Below are 17,605 nucleotides of genomic sequence, written 5' to 3'. Positions count from 1 at the left end.
GGTTATATATGCCAGTCATTCAATCTGAATATCAATGTCATCAATCTCTTAAGAATGGCCATATTCAAACATTGATTCCATTCTTTATCCGATGGGGTAAGCCACATGAGCTCCTCACTCGTACCTTAACAACTCCCGATGGAGACTTCTTACGCTATTACGTCTCCAAAGCAGAAAATCCATTAAATCATGTCATTATCATTAGTCATGGCCTAGAAGGCAACGGTCGAGATCGCTATATCATCGATATGAAGAAGAAGTTTACGGCCCAAGGTTATGATGTCATCTCATGGGATATGCGATCTTGTGGAGGAAAACTCAATCGTACGAAAAAGTTTTATAACGCCAAGGACTTTAAAGACCTCGAATTTTTAATTGAAAATATTGCTGATGACTATGAGAAAGTTTCTTTAATGGGAATTAGTCTTGGTGGGGCGATTACAACAAATTACTTAGGAAGAAATTGCGATAACGTTCATCCTAAAGTCTATCGTGCCTTTATTCTTTCCTCACCACTTGATTTAAATGCAAGTAATAAGAAATTGAGAACTGAATTTTCGCGATTTATCTATCGCCATGCATTTGTCTACTCAATGAGAAAGAAGGTTATTGAAAAAGCCAAGGTAATGGATCTTCCTGTGGATCTAAATAAAGTAAGAAAGATTAAACATATTGATGAGTTTGATGACTATGTAACAGCTCCACTATATGGCTATCGAAATGGCGAGGATTATCGCTCTCAAGCCTCACCTCTGGCCCATTTAGAAAAAATAAAAATACCATTTTATATTCTAAATGCTTATGATGATCCATTTCTATCAAAGGAAAGCTATCCCTTTAAATTAGCCAAAGAAAAAGAAAATATATTTCTTGAAGTGCCAAAACATGGTGGGCACGTGGGGTTTGTGAAGTCTTTTCGAGATGAATACTATTGGTATGAATTGAGAATCTTAGAATTTTTAAAAATGAAAATATAAAAAAAGCCTCCATGATGGAGGCTTTTGTAACTAATTTTTTACTTCTTAAATTTCACTTCGTATTCTGCTGTCGCTCCTCTATAACCATAAACTTTTACATAATAAGTTTTACTTGTTGAAACACGTAATCTTACTCGTTCATCATCTGTTGAAGACTGCTTGCGGCTTACAACTTTAAATGATCCACCTACTTTCTTATAGACAACGAAGTCTAAGTCACCTTGAGCATGAGAGAACTTGATTTCAAAATCCAATACTTCACCTGCTTTCATTTCTACTTTATAAAAATCCATCTCTTGTGAGCTTTCGATTTCAGCTTTAAATGAATCTCCCGACTCTAATTTTGCAGCTGTTTCAAATGTATTATTATCTTGTGATGGAGTTGTTGAACCATCATCACTACTATCACCACTATCAGCTAAGACTGAAGGAAAGTTTGCTTGCATATGAGGTACAATTTTACTCATTGGTACTGCGGCATTCTTGATGCCTCGCCCAGTCCATCCTCCTCCGTAACCAGCATGGTGGATAGCAAAGACCTTATCTGAGTCAGCGTTAAATACTGGTGATCCTGATGAGCCGCCTAAAGTATCAGCATCATAGAATACATCTGTTTCAACTCCGACAACCTTTCCTTCTGATACTTTCTTATTCCAGTTACAATTGTAATCAGAATAGTAGTCACAATTTTGTTGGATGATATAGATACTATCTCCTTCAACAGCTTGAGTTGTCTCTAAAGTAACTTTTCCATATCTCTGTCCAGGACTTCCTTCACATTTAACTAAGGCATAATCTAAAGTTACATCATTTCCGATAAACTCATTACACTTAACCTCTGCATATTCTGACTCAGGCACCCCTTTCTCATGCTTCATAAATACTTTCATCCCAACAACATCTGATGCACTTCCAACACAGTGCTCATTAGTCATTAGAACATCATCTGAAACAAAGAAACCTGTACATCTTCCACCATTTGCAAATTGCACATCGGCCACGGCCTTCGAATTCTTTCTGATCTCCGATTCAGAATCAAAAGTCGTAACTTCTACCCAATCAACTTCTCCTACAATAATTGATCCCGTCATTGAAGTTGCACTACCTGCAGGAACTGAATCTCCACATGAGACCGTTAAAAATGTGGACATTACGACTAAAAAAACCATGTAACCTTTCACTGACATACCCTCTCCTCAAATCTTCCTGTTTGAACTCACTCCAGATTCCCCTAATGAATCTGTTGATTAGGTAAGTTATAGAAAAATTGAAGCTAAATAAGAATGGCCATGGAGTTTCAGGAGGTTAAAAAGGCCCAAAGTTAAGCAAATGTAAGAAAACTCATATATATTACACCAACAACACATAAGAAATAGGTGCAAAATGATCCCTCTATGATGATTTAATCAATTGGAACTATTTCAACATCTGTATTTTTGTAACTTTTTAACTCTTTTGGAATAAGTTTTAGAATAGTTTCTTCAATAGCATCAATTACTTTCTCTTTATAGAAGATACGACTATAGGCAATAGAAACTTCACGTGTCGGCACTGGCTGCTTAAATGGACGAACCATTTTCTTGCGAGCACCAGTTATATCTTGGACATCAAGATGAGGAATAATAGTGTAACCACTATCCTTTGCCACAAGATTCTTTATCGTCTCTAAAGAACCACTTTCAAAATGCTGAAAGCCTTTTACTTTCTTACATAGATTTAAAACTTGGCCTCTTAGACAATGACCTTCTTGTAGAAGCCAAAGGCCATCTTTATCAAGGTCTGAAAAGTCTAATTGGGTCTTGTGGTAAAGTTCATGATCTTTTGAAATGAAACCATATAGTGGCTCATAAAATAATACTCTTTCAATAATTTGATTATTATGAAGAGGAGTGACTAGAAGACCAGCATCAAGCTCATCACGGTCTAATTTATCAATAATTTCTTCAGTTGTTCGCTCTTCAATAATGAGATCAACTTTAGGAAACTCTTTCATAAAACGACTCAAAAAAAGAGGAACGAGATATGGTGCAAGAGTCGGGATAACACCTAATTTAAACTCACCTTCAATTCCAACGATTGGATCACTGGCAATATCTTTTAATTTTTTAAACTCTCTTGTAACAACTCTTGCTTGAGTAATAAAGATCTCACCTTCAATTGTTGGTACAATAGGATTCTTAGAGCGATCAAATATAACAAAACCCAAACTATCTTCGAGCTTCTGGATTTGCATACTTAAAGTTGGTTGTGAAACATGGCATTCTTCAGAAGCTTTTCTGAAGTGGCGGTGTTTATCAACAGCAAGTACGTATTCCAGTTGTGTTATTGTCATAACAAAAAGTCTCCGAAAGAGTTGATTTATAGAATCTATATTATATCATACTTCCATAAGCGGAGCCTATATGCAAAATAAAATTAATCTCTTAGAGAGCCTCTCTACTTTAGATTTATTTATCTTTTTTTCAATACTTGGAATTACAATAGCAAGTGTAATCTACGGTCAGTACCGTATGAATAAAACAAATGAAAAGGAAACTTTTCTCGACCTCTTAATCATGGGAAGACGATTAACACTTCCTCTTTTTATCGCAACTTTAGTAGCAACTTGGTACGGAGGGATTTTTGGGGTTACTGAAATCGCCTTTAATCAGGGGATTTACAACTTTGTTACTCAAGGGGTGTTTTGGTATGTCGCCTATATTATCTTCGCTCTATTTCTTATTCATAAAATTGAACCATATCGTGCCGTAACACTTCCAGACCTGGTAGGAAAAATGTTTGGGCCAAAGTCTGCAAAGATCACAGCAATCTTTAACTTCTTCAATGTTATTCCTATTGCATATGCAATTAGTTTAGGGATTTTTATTCAGCTACTCTTTGGAGGCAGCTTATTTGCCAATACAGCAATAGGCGTAAGCTTTGTTGTTCTCTATTCAATGTGGGGAGGACTTCGCTCCGTTGTTTACTCAGACTTAATTCAATTCTTTGTAATGTGTGCAGCAGTCTTGCTTGTTCTCGTTTTTTCAATATTTGAATTTGGTGGAATAAGCTTTTTGAAGGCCAATCTCCCTGAAAGCTACTGGAGCTTAACCGGTAAGAACTCACTTGCAACGACATTTGTCTGGGGATTCATTGCTCTTTCAACTTTAGTTGATCCTAACTTTTATCAAAGATGTTTTTCTGCTGTTAATGGAAAGGTTTCTAAAAAAGGTATACTTATCTCAACTGCTATTTGGTTTTGCTTTGATATTTGTACAACATTCGGTGCAATGTATGCCAAGGCCGTCATTCCAAATACAGAAAGCTCACAAGCATACTTAACTTATGCCGTACAAATTCTTCCTCACGGACTTAAAGGTTTTCTACTAGCAGGAATTATTGCAACAATTCTATCAACTCTGGACTCATATCTATTCATAGCTGGTACAAATTTAGCTTACGATCTAGCGCCAAAAAAGCTTCGCGGTCGAGTTTGGATTCACCATTTTGGTGTTATTTTTGTTGGCGTATTAACAGTAATTATGTCCGTTTATTTTCAAGGAAATATAAAATCTGTTTGGAAAACATTAGGCTCTTTTTCTGCCTCGTGTCTACTGCTTCCAGTCATGTTTGGACACCTATTTCCAAACAAAATCTCCGACAACCAATTTGTGACGGCATGTATAGCAGGAGTCATCACTACTGCAATGTGGCGACATATACCAAAAACTGGCTTCTACCAAAATATAGATGAGCTGTATATGGGTATTGTTGCAACTAGTCTAACACTGATTTCTTACCACCTAATTAGGGATAAAAAACTGGTCGGATAACTGTCAAAATTGTATCCTAGGGACTTAATTTTATATGCTTTTAAGTATGATTTTAAGTCAAAGGAATACATATGTCGGAAACAAAAACTGATAAGGCGCAAGTGGACGCGCAAAAAATTCAAAAGGCCCTTGATTATCACTCAATGGGTAAACCAGGTAAAATTGAAGTTATTGCAACGAAGCCATGTTTAACTGCTTCGGATCTAACTAAAGCATACTCACCAGGTGTTGCTCATCCATGTCTAGAAATTGCAAAAAACCCAGATGATGTTTACAAGTACACTGCAAAAGGAAACCTTGTTGCTGTTGTATCAAATGGTTCAGCGGTTTTAGGTCTTGGAAATATTGGACCTGCAGCTGGTAAGCCAGTAATGGAAGGTAAAGGTATTCTATTCAAGCGTTTTGCCGACATCGATGTATTCGACATTGAAGTAGATGAGACTTCTGTTGAAGGAATGGTAAACGTTGTAAAGTCACTTGAACCAACTTTTGGTGGGATCAACCTAGAAGACATCAAAGCTCCTGAGTGTTTTGAAATTGAAAAACAACTAATAGAAAAAATGGATATTCCAGTATTCCACGATGACCAACACGGTACTGCAATTATTGCAGCAGCTGGTTTCATCAATGCCCTTGAATTATCTGGAAAGAAAATCGAAGATGTAAAAGTTGTCTTCTCTGGTGCAGGTGCCGCTTCAATGGCATGTGCAAATATCTTCTTCGCTCTTGGTGTAAAAAACGAAAACTTGATGATGACAGACTCTCGCGGTGTTATCTACAAGGGCCGTAAAGACGGAATGAACGAATACAAAGAAAAGTACGCAATTGATACCGATGCAAGAACGCTTGGCGATGCCATGAATAATGCCGATGTATTTATTGGTTGTTCAGCAAAAGGTGTTTTAACAAAAGACATGGTTAAAACAATGGCCTCTAATCCAATTATCTTTGCAATGGCCAATCCAGACCCAGAAATTCTTCCAAGTGAAGTTGAAGAAGTTCGCGATGACGCTATTATGGCAACGGGACGCTCAGACTTCCCTAACCAAGTTAATAATGTTTTAGGTTTCCCTTCAATCTTTAGAGGGGCCCTTGATGTTCGCGCTAAGAAAATTAATGAAGAGATGAAACTAGCTGCTGTCTATGCTCTAGCAAATCTTGCAAAAGAAGAAGTTCCTGATGAAGTTAAATTAGCTTATCAAGGTGAAGACTTTAAATATGGAAGAAATTACATCATTCCAAAGCCATTTGATACAAGAGTTCTCACAAAGCTTGCACCAGCAGTTGCAAAAGCAGCAATGGATACAGGTGTTGCAAGAACAAATATTACAGATCTTCAAGAATATTCAGAGCACCTAGCAAGTCGTCTATCGGCATCTGGTGCATTTATGAAAACTGTTCGAGATCGTCTTGCTTCACAAATTAAAGCTCGTGATGGAAAGAAAATTAAGATGGTATTTGCAGAAGGTGTTAATACGAGAATTCTTCATGTTGCTAAAACACTAGCAGAAGGTGATGCAATTCAACCAATCCTTCTTGGTCACCCAGATGATATTAGAGCTAAGATTAAATCACTCAACCTTGATGATGTTCTTGATGATAGCATCGAAATTATTCGCCCACGTAAAGCTCCAAACTTCAAAGAGTTCTACACTGAATATTGTGAAATGAAACAAAGAGAAGGTGTCTCTCTAAATGCAGCTGAAGACTTAATGATTCAAGAGAATTACTATGGATCAATGATGGTTAAAAAAGGTCTAGCAGATACATTTATTGCTGGTCCAAGTCTTAACTATAGTGACTGTCTAAAGCCAGCTTTAAGCGTAATCGGTGCACAGCCAGGAAAGAAGGCAGCCGGTGTCTTTATTCTAGTATTTAAAGACCGTGTTCTATTCCTAGCAGACACTACAGTTCAACCTGATCCTTCAGCAGAAGATCTTGTGGAGATTGCAAAGTCGACTCAGCACTTATACAAGTCTTTAATGAGAAGAGAGCCAAGAATTGCATTCTTAAGTTACTCTAACTTTGGTGACTCAAAACTTCCTGATGCAAGAAAAATGAAAAACGCAACGAAGATGGCAAAAGAGAAGTACCCTGAATTAATTATTGAAGGGGAAATGCAGGCCGACGTTGCAGTTAATGAAAATATTATGAATCACCTATTTGATTTCAGTAAGCTTGGTGGTTCTGCAGATATCCTAATCTTCCCAGAACTTAACTCAGCAAATATTTCATATAAGTTACTTGCACAATTAAGTGAAGCTTCAGCAATTGGACCAATTCTTGCTCCAATGAATCAAACAGTTAATATCATTCAAAGAACTGCTTCGATTAAAGAAATTGTTGACTCTTGTCGCTTAACAGCTCTAAGAGCACTTGAAGAACCGAAACACTAATAAAAGGATCTAATATGAGTTTTAAAAAGAATATAATCTCAACAGATAAAGCACCAAGTGCAGTAGGTACTTACTCACAGGGTGTCGAATTCAATGGCGTTTTCTACTTTTCAGGACAAATTGGAATTGATCCAGCTGACGGAATTCTTAAAGAAGGATTTGTTCCACAGCTTGATCAAATCATGAAAAATATAGACGGCCTTTTAGAGTCTCAAGACCTTACAAGAGAAAATATTATTAAAACGACAATCTTCGTTACAGATCTTGCAAACTTCGGTGAAGTAAATGCTGCTTATGAAAAGTATTTTACAGCGCCGTATCCAGCAAGAAGCTGTGTACAAGCAGCAGCTCTTCCAAAGGATGCAGTTGTTGAAATTGAAGTTATTGCTGCAAAAAACTAGTTTAATATATGTTTGATAAGAAGTATGTATTCGAGACCACAGAGACAAGATTTTGGAGAAAGGCAACGAGCCTTTTCTTCAAAGTCTTATTTGTTTTCCTCGGATATTCTCTTCTTTCTTATATCCTCATACTCTACTCTCAAAACGAAAACGTAAAAACTAAAGAGACCTTCTTTAAAAAGAGGCCTGACCTTATCGCCGTCTTCACTGGTGATCGCGGACGAATTCAAGAGGCCATAAAACTAGCTAAAGAATACAATCAAGAAAATATTCTGATCTCAGGTGTTCACACAAATAATAATGTAAATATCCTAGTTAGAACTCATGATATTACAGATGAAATTAATCATGACTTTCTTGATATTGATTATAATGCGAGAAATACCCTGGAAAACGTTCTTGAGACACTACAGGCCTTACGTAAGAAGAGTAATATTGAAACTGTTTTAATCGTTTCTCACGATTATCACATCCTTAGAATCAAATCGATTCTAAACTACAGAAGAAGAGAAACTGATAATTACCAATTCTATTACTGGGGGGTCAAGTCTGATCTCGCATCTTTTAGAAGTCTAAAAATCATCTACAAAGAAGTATTTAAATACTTCAGAACACTTACTTACTTAGCTCTTGCAAGTAAAGATTAAAAAATACAAAGGGAGGAATAATGAATATCGTTCCATCAATTATGGCAACTAAGAAAAGTGCCGCAAAAAACCTACGTTCAACAGTAACAAAAGTTTATCTTCTAACTACTGAAGCTCTTAAAGACAGTAAAATTACTCATTCAGAAAGTATTCCAGAATGGATTATTGAGAGAATTGGAGATGAGAAAGAAGTTAGTATCCTTGGTAGTGAAGGACCAATTATCTTTAAGGTTATCGACACTCAAAACCAAGAAGATCAACACTATAACCTCATTGCTGACAGCAATTACTCTATTGCCAGAGAGGCCCTAGGCTCTCTTGTTGGAAGCATTAAGAAAGAGCGCTCTAAGAAAGTTGAAATCAATTTCTTTGGATTAGATGAAGAAATGGTAACTGGTGCAATCGTTGGTTTAGAACTTGCACTATATCGTTACAACGAAGAGTTAAGTCATGGTTCAATTACATTCCTAGATGATGGGAAGAAAGTTAAAAAATCAATTGCTGATAAAGCACTGGCCATTGCTCAGTCAATTAATACAGCAAGACACCTAGTAAACCTTCCAGCAAATTTACTTAACCCAGTAACTTATACAAATGCTGTGAAGAAACACTTTGCTAAGTCTTCAACAATGAAAGTCGTTGTCTACGATGAAAAGAAGCTAGAAAAAGAAAAGTGCGGTCTAATCCTAAGTGTTGGACAAGCTGCTGCAAATCCTCCAAGAATTGTTCATTTAAAATATAGGCCAGCAGGAGCAAAGGGAAAACCTACTGCAATCGTTGGAAAAGGTATCACTTTTGATAGTGGTGGACTTAATGTTAAAAGTGGCGCCGGTATGGGTGTTATGAAAAAAGACATGGGTGGATCAGCAACAGTTATGGGCTTTGCTACATGGCTTGAGAATTCAGGAGTTAAAAAGAAAGTTGATATCTATCTAGCTCTTGCAGAAAATGCAATTAATGAACACGCTTCACGTCCAGGAGATATCTACACTTCTCGTAATGGGCTTAAAGTTGAAATTGGAAACACTGATGCAGAAGGAAGACTAGCTCTTGCAGATGCAATGGATATTGCAATCACTCAAAAAGAAAAACCTGAAGTACTTATCGACTTCGCAACTCTTACAGGTGCAGCAAAAGTTTCAATGGGTGATTTTGTTACAAGCATGTTTGCAAATGATGATGAACTCGCTGATAAGCTTTTAAGAGCATCACAAGCAAATGGTGATCTTTCATGGCGTATGCCTCTTTACCGTCCATATTATAAAGGATTCAAATCGAATTTTGCAGATATGAATAATATGTCTAAGGTTAAAGGTGGCTCAATTGGTGCTGCTCTTTTCTTAGAAAAGTTCATTGGTGATACAAAGTGGGCACACTTTGATATCTTCGGTTGGACATCAGGATTTAGGCCATCACTTGTTCAACAAGGTGGATCTGGTCAAGGTGTTGAAACGCTAATTGGTTACTTTAAAAATTAGGTATAAAAAAAAGCAGGCTTATGGCCTGCTTTTTTTATCTTAAAAGGGCTATCCCCTTGTAACAGAAATTACGGCATCTAGTGCCTCAAGACCCGAGATGGTCTTTAAAAGTTCAGAATAATCTTTTACTTCAATTTCAAAAACTAAACTTCCCTTTCTATCTTGCGTTGACCTTGCAACAGCAGAGCGAATATTAACCCCTAAGTTACCAAGCTCTTTTGAGATCATCGAAAGGATACCTGGGCGATCATGTGTTAGAACTCTGATATTTACAGGATGCTTAAAGCTGAAATTCTCATTCCATTCTACAGCGATTTGTCTTCCAACATCACCAACATCATAACGTGTACAATCTGAGCGGTGAATTGTAATCCCTCGTCCTCTAGTGATATAACCAATAATCGGATCACCTGGAATTGGATTACAACAACGGGCCATTCTAACCATTAAATCATCAAGACCATCAACGATAACCGCATTATCTTTATGGGCTCGTCTCTTTGCCGTTTTAGAAATTGTCGTAGAAAGAGTATCAATCTCTTTCTTTTTTGTTTCGTCTTTATCGTGATCATCTTTTAGGCCAGGAATACATTCAATAACCTTATCAACGTGAAGCTTACCTGCTCCAACGTTATTGTAGATTTCACTAAAAGTTTTTATATTAGAAAGCTTCTCTTTTGCATTATCTAATTCATTTCTTTTAAGAACCGCTTTTAAGCTTGTTCCTAGAACTTTAAATGCTTTATCTAAAGTTTCTTTACCAACTTCAATATTTCTTTCACGTTCAGCTTTTAAAAGATAAGATTTGATCTTGGCCTTAGCCTTTGATGATCTTACAATATTAAGCCAGTCTTTATTTGGTGTTTGAGTCTTAGAAGTTAGAATCTCAATTGTATCCCCAGACCTTAGAGAATATTTTAGTGGAACCATTCTTCCGTTTACTTTTGCACCAACACAGCGATTTCCGATATCAGTGTGTACACGATAAGCAAAATCTAGTGGTGTCGCATTATCCTGTAGTTCGAAAACATCACCATTTGGAGTAAAGACAAAGACTCCACCGACATCTAAGTCGTTTTTAACATGTGACATGAATTCAGAACTATTGTCTGTATCTTTATTATACTCAAGAAGTTCTTGTACCCAATCAAGTTTAGTTTTACCTGATGAGACACCCTCTTTGTACTTCCAGTGGGCCGCAATCCCTCGTTCAGCAACTTCGTGCATTTCCTGGGTACGAATTTGAATTTCAATTCTCTCTGCCTTAGGCCCGACAACTGTCGTGTGAAGAGATTGATAATTGTTAACTTTTGGAATAGCGATATAATCTTTAAAACGACCAGGAATTGGAGTAAAAGCCGAGTGAATAATCCCAAGGGCCTTATAACATTCAGTGATATTATTTACGATAATTCTAAAAGCAAGGATATCGTGGATTTGTTCAAAATCGACACCACGAGAAACCATCTTCTTATAAATTGAATAAAAGTGCTTTGAGCGTCCTGTAATATCGGCCCTTACAGAATACTCAAATAGCTTTTCTGTAACAACACCTATCGTTTCACCAATATAATTTTCACGTTCAGACTTCTTCATCGCAACTTTTTCAGCTAAGCGATAATATACATCTGGATGTAAATAGCGAAGACAGATATCTTCAAGTTCAATCTTAACTGAGTTAATACCGAGTCTTGAAGCTAATGGAACATAAATATCCAGAGTTTCTTCAGCTATTCTTTTTTGCTTTTCTTCACGCACATATTGAAGTGTTTTCATATTGTGCATTCTATCTGCAAGCTTAACAATAATAACCCTTAAGTCCTGGGCCATTGCTACAACCATCTTACGAAAGTTTTCTGCTTGAGATTGTTCCTTTGACTTAAATTTCATTTTTGAAATCTTTGTCAGGCCAACAACAATTTGTGCAATCTCTGTCGTAAACTCTTTTTCAATCTCTTCTGGTGTTACATTACAATCCTCTACAACATCGTGTAAAAGACCTGCAATGATAGTATCCAAATCCATGTGTAACTTAACTAAAGTCGCTGCTACATTTAATGGGTGAATAATATACTTTTCACCAGAGCTTCGCATTTGCCCTTCATGTGATTTTTCAGCAAAGAGATACGCTTTTCTCAATAGAGTAAAGTTCGCATCGGGATAATAGGCTTCGACACGTCGACAAAGTTCATCAATATTTAATTCACGCTCGTGAGTGAAATCAAGTTGCTGGTACATTTATCTAAGGATTCCTTCAAAAATATCTTTTAAGTCTAAATATGCTTTTTCTAATTCGTCATTTACGACAAGATAGTCATAGTCATCTTTACGAAGTAATTCTCTCTTCGCATTTTCAAGACGAATATTAAGACTCTCCTCTGTCTCAGTCCCTCTACCTCTTAGCCTATTTTCTAAAGCTTCAATGCTAGGAGGAGCAATAAAGATTACTCTTGCGCGATCTCCAAAGTATTCTTTAAAAGAATCAGTTCCTTGAATATCAAGATCAAAAAGTAAGTTGTGACCTTTTGAAATCTCATCTTCAACAAACTTCTTTGAAGTACCATAATAATTCCCGTGAACCTTGGCCCATTCTAGAAATTCATCATTTTCTTTACGATCAAGAAACTCTTGTTCTGAGATGAAATTATAATGCTGTCCATTTATTTCACCTTCTCGTGCTTTACGAGTTGTAAAAGACACAGATTCAAGTAAATCAAGAAACTCCGCTTTAATTCTCTTTATAAGCGTCGATTTACCTGAGCCCGATGGAGCAACAATTACGATTATCTTTCCTTTATTCATCATATTACTCGAGGTTTAATCCTTGTTCACGAATCTTCTCAAGTTGAACCTTCATTTGAACAACGGCTTCAGAGATCTCTTGTATCGTTGACTTCGAGCCAGTTGTATTTGTTTCTCGGTTCAACTCTTGAACTAAGAAGTCCAGTTGACGTCCAACTTCTCCACCTTTAGATAGAATATCATTTAACTTCGTCAGGTGGGCATTAATTCGGTTAATTTCTTCGTGAATATCCATTTTCTCAAGATAGAAGATTACTTCCTGCATAAAGCGAGGCTCATCTGTAGGCATTGAAGTTTTGTATTCTTCAAACTTCTTTTCTAATCTTTCTTTTACTGTATCTTGAAATTCTTGAGATTTATCTGTGACTACCTTAAAAAAGCTTTCATATGCTTGTTGGTGTTTTTCAATTACACTCAGCATCTTCTGGCCTTCGCTTCGACGTGACTCTTTTAAATTTTCAATCGCCAAATCTAGCGCCTCTAAGGCATAGCTCGACATTTTTTCAATAGAAGACTCATCCACTTCTTTCATGAATTCATTTCTTAAGAAATCTGTCGGTTTGATATCAAGTTGAACATCATTAGCATCGGCCAAAATTTTCATGGAACTAACAAATGCGTTCACTTTTTCTTTATCGATATCATCAAAACGTGATTTAGTTTCAAGCTTCTTGTAATTGACATTAATATCAAAACTTCCTCGCTTAAAGTTTTTAGCGATGCGATTTCTCATTTCTAATTCAGTACTATTAAAAAGTGAGGACATCTTAAATCTAATGTCTTTAAAACGGTGATTAACTGTCTTAATCTCAACAGTTAATTGAAGTTTGTCATCTCCAGCTTCGCCTTTACCAAAACCAGTCATTGAATGTATTTCTTTGGCCATTTCCTCTCCCAATGAATGACTTTTTTAACCTAATTAAAAGACCTTATCAACAACAAGCTTTATAATAATATTCAATATTTACTAGCTTATTTATAACGCAGTCCATATCAAATCTATTGCTGCTGAATTGGCCTCTTAGATTACTCTAAAGTCCATCCATCAACCTTGCCTTTACTAAAGAAGACATATTTACTGTCCCCATTCTCATAGAAAGTCCAACGCTCATTGCCAAGTCTAGGATTACCGGCCGTATCAACTCGGTGTGGATTTCCCCATCTCTGTATAACGGCTTTCTTATCCATTCCGATCTCGATTTCACGATGTGCCTGTGCTCTTGGTGAATAATGAAAAACTGAAGCTAAATTACGACTTTTTGCGCTCGTCTTTCTATTATGTCTAAAATTTCTTTGATTGCGGTAAGCATATAGATTCTCATCATACTTCTTTTGTTCATATCGCCCTAAACTTAAATAATAGAGCTTTTGTGAATCATTTTCAAAGTAGCGCTCTTTACGATAAAACTCTTCGCGATCAGCTGGCCTTAGGCTATTAAGCTTACCTTGTAGCTCACGCTTAAGCCTTCGATCCTGGGTCCACTCTGGATAATCTTCTTCACTTGCGGGAGTTCTCTCCATCATCTCTTCACGAGTATAGCGTTCATAACTTGGATCGCCCCCAACTGTATCAAAGGCCTTTCCTGGGCTAAAAAGTGCAAATCCATCATCTTCTTCTGTTCCCATCTCATTTAAGAAACGACGGTCCATAGAAATTGGCCCACACGAAACGATTGCTATTAATGAAAGTAGTGTTAATGCTTTAAGCATAATTTCTCCTTACTTATCTCCCCCATCTTCTGCACTTTACGGTGAAAATAGGTGAAATTCTTAAAATTTGCCCACATTTAGCTCAATTTCAGCAAAATCTACCTAGCTAAATGTTTTACTCAGGAATACTTAGGAAATCTCATTTCCTACCGATAAGAATTAGAGAGAATAATGGGGATTTTCCATATGATGGACAAATGGGTCAAAATTGAAAATTTAATCAATGGGCTTTTAATTAAGCTTGTTAACTTCTTTAAGAAGTTAACGCCCAATAGTTTCAAAAATACATATCTTGGAATTAAGAACTCTATTAGTAAATTCTTTGCAACCTTTGCAAAGATCCCTCTTTTCTTTAAAGAAAATGGAAAACGTTGGTTTATGGCAAAGCTTGCCATCATTATCAGTTTTCTAATGGCCAAGAAAGAGTCTGCGGCGAAACTAGTAGCATCTCTAAAAGGCTTTAAGTTAACGGGAGAACTTCCTCTCCTAATGTATAAAAGTACACAGCAATTTGTATCAAAGAATATTGTCGCAAAAGTTGCTGCACTATCTCCAGCAAAAGCAGTAGGTCTTACTTGTACCCTTACAGTCTTTTCACTTGGAGGAATTTCTGTTTATCAAAATGTAAAAGAAATTGCTGATAAAACATCCCCAAAGCAAGTTAGAAAAATTGCAAGTGTATCTAAAGAAGACAAAGAAAGATGGGGAAGAACAAGATTTCGCAATATTCAAAAACAACGAATCTTTCTAAGGAATGTCTATATTCCAATTTATATCAAGAATAGAAATGGAATGAAGAACTTACAAATTGATGTTTCACTTAAAACTAATAATCGCTACACCGCTCGTTACTTCTACAAGCCAGAAAACGAGATCATGATACGCGATCGATTAAACTCTTCTCTCCAGGCCGTCGTACCTAACTTTCCTCTCGAACCAGAGGGAAAGAAGATTATTAAGGAAAAAATTCGCAGAGAAGTTAATCATCTCATAGAAGACTTAAAGATCGAAGGCCGTGTCGATGAAGTATTCATTCACTCAATTTTAAATGGCTAGAACGGAACGAACGGTCTGATCTGATACCTTCAATAACCTTGATGTCGCCTTTACATTTTGATGACAACGATTATAAACCTTTAAAAAGTACTGATATTTAAGTTCTCGATAACTCGGAAGATTTTCTTCGATATCTGAAACGAGATTACTTTTACAAGTAAGCTTCAAAAGTGCTTCATCAATTTCACAATATGTTAGTAAACTTCCCTTTGATTTAATTTTCTTCTTTTTTATATGAGCATTGATTTGTCTTATATTACCAGGCCATTCATATCCATGATAAAAACTTTTCAATTTAGGATGAATTGTAATTCCAAATTTCATCTCATATGAATCTAGAATATCTTGTAGCCTGTCTTTATTTTTACGAAGAGGCTTTAAGAAAATAGTTTCCTCAGAACTGATTCGATAATAGAAGTCTCTGCGCATCTCTCCCTTATTCACTAAGTTTAATAAATCTTGACCAGAAGAAACAATAAGACGAGTTTTCACATATTGTGGTTGATTCTCTCCAACAGGATAATAGAGCCCATCATCGAGAAAGAGTAGCAATTTAGTTTGCAGCTCTTTTGATATCGAATCAATCTCATCTAAAAAAAGAGTTCCTCCATTAGCACGTTTTAATGCTCCATCCTTATCATTTACTGCTCCAGTAAAAGACCCTTTTCGATGACCAAATAATTCTGATTCAAGAGTTCCTTTTCCAAAGGCACTTAGATTTAAATGAACAAACTCCCCTTTAACTTGGCTTTCTTCATGTAGTTTTTTGGCCAGAAATGATTTTCCTGTTCCTGTTTCACCTTCAATTAAAACATTAAGGCTGGGATGAATTGAGTTAATTAATTCTGAATGAGAGCGATCATAGGAATCACAATTTATTGGAGCCTTAATCTTAAGTTTATTGCGGCCAATAATAACTTCATCTCCAATTCTTAGATATGCATGAGAAGTATAAACACCATTGACCTTTATAAGATTTCCTCCCTTTTGATTACATGAAATACTGTAAATATCCCCAATATTTGTTGGAATTAAACTAATGCGAAATTTAACTTCAAGACCTTCATCAGGATTTATTAATTTAGGTAAAGTGATACTTGTAGCCGAAATAATCAGATCCTGACCACTTAAAACCAGATCATACCTTGTTCTCTTGAGCTCAATACGCCTCTTTCGTCCAAAAAGTGGTGTAATTTCTATATGATGGCCGAAATGGCAAAATGTATCTTTTACAAGCTTATCTAACTTTGGTACTTCTATCATGATATAACTCCTTGGAAATTAAGCACACTATAAATAATTGGAAGATAAAAGATATGGAATATAAAGTTGCCAGAGGTACTACAAAATTCAAATACGGAATGACTGATTCAAATCAATTAGTTGAATGGTTAAATGAAGAAAAACCAATTGGAGTAAGCTTTATTGGGCGCTCTAATGCAGGAAAATCTTCAACTATCAATTCTCTTTTTGGAAAGAATACAGCAGTTACTTCAAAAACTCCTGGTCGAACTCGACAAGTAAATATCTTTTCGTTTCAACTTGAAAAGGAAGGAAAACCTGTTGAGGACTTACCTCCATTTTACCTCTTTGACCTTCCTGGATATGGACATGCAAAAGTTTCTAAAGACATGAGTGCACAGTGGGCCCATCTAATGGATGAGTTCTTTAGAAATTGTGGTGATCAGAATCTAATGCTTAATCTTCAAGATGCTAGACACCCAAATCAAAAAGCAGACCTCGTCTTTAGAGATTACCTTGCTCCTTTTGGGCATGAAGCATTTTTACTATTTAATAAATTAGATAAGCTAAAAACTCAAAAAGAAAGAGCGGCGCTTAATAAATTAAAGCCAGAGATCTTTAAGCAACATAAATGGGTTTCGCAAATTCACTTTATTTCGGCATTAAAAGGCAAAGGTCTTCCACAACTAGAAGATGCCATTGTAAATTATCTACTCTTACAAAATGAGCTTAATAAGCAAGCTTCAATGTAAGAAAGATTATTTCTTAGATTTAATTTTTGAGACATCTTTTTCCATAAGATCGAGCTGATTTTCGTACTCTTCAATTTCTTTTAAGAGTTCATTAACTCTTGGATTTTCCCACTCTAATATTCCACTACGAAGATGTTTAGCGGCAAGCTGGCCAAGTTCTTGATACTTCTCATTGAGAGCTGCATTAGTATGAGAAGCAGTAAGCATTTTCTTACCAATAACTGTAGCTTTTGACAGTTCCTGAGAGCAGTCATCAACTATTCTCTTAATCTTGGTTTTCCATTCCTCTTTTTGCATAATTCACTCTTTCAGATAGAATAAAGTAAGGGTTT

Annotated in this window: 16 protein-coding genes; 8 read left to right on the top strand and 8 right to left on the bottom strand. The window is 36.2% G+C overall.

The genetic code is table 11. From position 1 onward, the window contains the following. The first annotated feature begins 8 nt into the window (after window positions 1-8). The gene (locus tag BALOs_RS01915; RefSeq protein ID WP_120404148.1) at window positions 9-977 is read left to right on the top strand and encodes a YheT family hydrolase; all 969 of its coding nucleotides are present in this window, start codon (window positions 9-11) and stop codon (window positions 975-977) included. 38 nt (window positions 978-1,015) lie between these two features. Here BALOs_RS01915 and BALOs_RS01910 read toward each other — a convergent pair whose 3' ends face one another. Both BALOs_RS01910 and BALOs_RS01905 read right to left on the bottom strand, forming a co-directional pair. Then, the gene (locus tag BALOs_RS01910; protein ID WP_120404147.1) at window positions 1,016-2,164 is read right to left on the bottom strand and encodes a serine protease; all 1,149 of its coding nucleotides are present in this window, start codon (window positions 2,162-2,164) and stop codon (window positions 1,016-1,018) included. A gap of 215 nt (window positions 2,165-2,379) precedes the next feature. Continuing rightward, on the bottom strand, window positions 2,380-3,309 hold the full coding sequence (locus tag BALOs_RS01905; RefSeq protein WP_115362013.1) for a LysR substrate-binding domain-containing protein: 930 nt from the start codon (window positions 3,307-3,309) through the stop codon (window positions 2,380-2,382). A gap of 70 nt (window positions 3,310-3,379) precedes the next feature. Between BALOs_RS01905 and BALOs_RS01900 the strand changes: the two genes are divergently transcribed. From BALOs_RS01900 to BALOs_RS01880, 5 genes are all read left to right on the top strand, one after another. Beyond that, window positions 3,380-4,789, top strand: coding sequence for a sodium:solute symporter (locus BALOs_RS01900; RefSeq protein WP_120404146.1), 1,410 nt, complete (start codon window positions 3,380-3,382; stop codon window positions 4,787-4,789). Between the two features lie 71 nt (window positions 4,790-4,860). Beyond that, entirely contained in the window at window positions 4,861-7,185 is a 2,325-nt protein-coding gene (locus BALOs_RS15515; RefSeq protein WP_148666856.1) for an NADP-dependent malic enzyme, read from the top strand. Between the two features lie 14 nt (window positions 7,186-7,199). Beyond that, window positions 7,200-7,586, top strand: a complete 387-nt coding sequence (locus tag BALOs_RS01890) for a Rid family detoxifying hydrolase (RefSeq protein WP_120404145.1) — start codon at window positions 7,200-7,202, stop codon at window positions 7,584-7,586. Between the two features lie 8 nt (window positions 7,587-7,594). Next, window positions 7,595-8,233, top strand: a complete 639-nt coding sequence (locus tag BALOs_RS01885; protein WP_115362019.1) for a YdcF family protein — start codon at window positions 7,595-7,597, stop codon at window positions 8,231-8,233. 20 nt (window positions 8,234-8,253) lie between these two features. After that, window positions 8,254-9,711: a M17 family metallopeptidase gene (locus BALOs_RS01880; RefSeq protein ID WP_120404144.1), complete on the top strand. Its 1,458-nt coding sequence runs from the start codon at window positions 8,254-8,256 to the stop codon at window positions 9,709-9,711. 48 nt (window positions 9,712-9,759) lie between these two features. On the opposite strand, the gene BALOs_RS01875 is transcribed toward BALOs_RS01880, so the two are convergent. The 4 genes from BALOs_RS01875 to BALOs_RS01860 form a co-directional block, all read right to left on the bottom strand. After that, complete coding sequence (locus BALOs_RS01875; protein ID WP_115362023.1) at window positions 9,760-11,949, bottom strand: bifunctional (p)ppGpp synthetase/guanosine-3',5'-bis(diphosphate) 3'-pyrophosphohydrolase; 2,190 nt, start codon at window positions 11,947-11,949, stop codon at window positions 9,760-9,762. Continuing rightward, window positions 11,950-12,513 (bottom strand): guanylate kinase, encoded by a 564-nt coding sequence (gmk, locus tag BALOs_RS01870; protein WP_162929494.1) that lies wholly within the window; start codon window positions 12,511-12,513, stop codon window positions 11,950-11,952. Between the two features lie 4 nt (window positions 12,514-12,517). Further along, window positions 12,518-13,399 (bottom strand): YicC/YloC family endoribonuclease, encoded by an 882-nt coding sequence (locus tag BALOs_RS01865; RefSeq protein ID WP_115362027.1) that lies wholly within the window; start codon window positions 13,397-13,399, stop codon window positions 12,518-12,520. A gap of 140 nt (window positions 13,400-13,539) precedes the next feature. Beyond that, complete coding sequence (locus tag BALOs_RS01860; RefSeq protein ID WP_120404142.1) at window positions 13,540-14,223, bottom strand: hypothetical protein; 684 nt, start codon at window positions 14,221-14,223, stop codon at window positions 13,540-13,542. Between the two features lie 186 nt (window positions 14,224-14,409). Between BALOs_RS01860 and BALOs_RS01855 the strand changes: the two genes are divergently transcribed. After that, complete coding sequence (locus BALOs_RS01855) at window positions 14,410-15,279, top strand: flagellar basal body-associated FliL family protein (protein WP_162929493.1); 870 nt, start codon at window positions 14,410-14,412, stop codon at window positions 15,277-15,279. On the opposite strand, the gene BALOs_RS01850 is transcribed toward BALOs_RS01855, so the two are convergent. Further along, window positions 15,268-16,542, bottom strand: coding sequence for a sigma-54 dependent transcriptional regulator (locus BALOs_RS01850; protein WP_120404140.1), 1,275 nt, complete (start codon window positions 16,540-16,542; stop codon window positions 15,268-15,270). The genes BALOs_RS01855 and BALOs_RS01850 overlap by 12 nt on opposite strands. A 53-nt stretch (window positions 16,543-16,595) precedes the next feature. On the opposite strand from BALOs_RS01850, the gene yihA reads away from it, so the two are divergent. Beyond that, a complete protein-coding gene (yihA, locus tag BALOs_RS01845) occupies window positions 16,596-17,273 on the top strand; it encodes a ribosome biogenesis GTP-binding protein YihA/YsxC (protein ID WP_115362035.1) in 678 nt (225 codons plus the stop codon). 6 nt (window positions 17,274-17,279) lie between these two features. Here the strand turns inward: yihA and BALOs_RS01840 are convergent, their stop codons facing one another. Then, complete coding sequence (locus BALOs_RS01840; RefSeq protein ID WP_115362037.1) at window positions 17,280-17,570, bottom strand: hypothetical protein; 291 nt, start codon at window positions 17,568-17,570, stop codon at window positions 17,280-17,282. Between the last annotated feature and the right edge of the window lie 35 nt (window positions 17,571-17,605).

The sequence above is a fragment of the Halobacteriovorax sp. BALOs_7 genome, from assembly GCF_003612895.1.
Taxonomy (GTDB): Bacteria; Bdellovibrionota; Bacteriovoracia; order Bacteriovoracales; family Bacteriovoracaceae; genus Halobacteriovorax_A; species Halobacteriovorax_A vibrionivorans.
This window is presented reverse-complemented; position numbering and strand designations above follow the sequence as displayed.

Excerpts from the sequence above, each read along its gene's own strand:
- yihA (WP_115362035.1), top strand. The coding sequence starts at position 16,596 with ATGGAATATAAAGTTGCCAGAGGTACTACAAAATTCAAATACGGAATG.
- BALOs_RS01855 (WP_162929493.1), top strand. The coding sequence starts at position 14,410 with ATGATGGACAAATGGGTCAAAATTGAAAATTTAATCAATGGGCTTTTA.
- BALOs_RS01915 (WP_120404148.1), top strand. The coding sequence starts at position 9 with ATGCCAGTCATTCAATCTGAATATCAATGTCATCAATCTCTTAAGAAT.
- BALOs_RS01890 (WP_120404145.1), top strand. The coding sequence starts at position 7,200 with ATGAGTTTTAAAAAGAATATAATCTCAACAGATAAAGCACCAAGTGCA.
- BALOs_RS01900 (WP_120404146.1), top strand. The coding sequence starts at position 3,380 with ATGCAAAATAAAATTAATCTCTTAGAGAGCCTCTCTACTTTAGATTTA.
- BALOs_RS01880 (WP_120404144.1), top strand. The coding sequence starts at position 8,254 with ATGAATATCGTTCCATCAATTATGGCAACTAAGAAAAGTGCCGCAAAA.
- gmk (WP_162929494.1), bottom strand. The coding sequence starts at position 12,513 with ATGAATAAAGGAAAGATAATCGTAATTGTTGCTCCATCGGGCTCAGGT.
- BALOs_RS01865 (WP_115362027.1), bottom strand. The coding sequence starts at position 13,399 with ATGGCCAAAGAAATACATTCAATGACTGGTTTTGGTAAAGGCGAAGCT.
- BALOs_RS01885 (WP_115362019.1), top strand. The coding sequence starts at position 7,595 with ATGTTTGATAAGAAGTATGTATTCGAGACCACAGAGACAAGATTTTGG.
- BALOs_RS01850 (WP_120404140.1), bottom strand. The coding sequence starts at position 16,542 with ATGATAGAAGTACCAAAGTTAGATAAGCTTGTAAAAGATACATTTTGC.
- BALOs_RS01860 (WP_120404142.1), bottom strand. The coding sequence starts at position 14,223 with ATGCTTAAAGCATTAACACTACTTTCATTAATAGCAATCGTTTCGTGT.
- BALOs_RS01840 (WP_115362037.1), bottom strand. The coding sequence starts at position 17,570 with ATGCAAAAAGAGGAATGGAAAACCAAGATTAAGAGAATAGTTGATGAC.
- BALOs_RS01875 (WP_115362023.1), bottom strand. The coding sequence starts at position 11,949 with ATGTACCAGCAACTTGATTTCACTCACGAGCGTGAATTAAATATTGAT.
- BALOs_RS15515 (WP_148666856.1), top strand. The coding sequence starts at position 4,861 with ATGTCGGAAACAAAAACTGATAAGGCGCAAGTGGACGCGCAAAAAATT.
- BALOs_RS01905 (WP_115362013.1), bottom strand. The coding sequence starts at position 3,309 with ATGACAATAACACAACTGGAATACGTACTTGCTGTTGATAAACACCGC.
- BALOs_RS01910 (WP_120404147.1), bottom strand. The coding sequence starts at position 2,164 with ATGTCAGTGAAAGGTTACATGGTTTTTTTAGTCGTAATGTCCACATTT.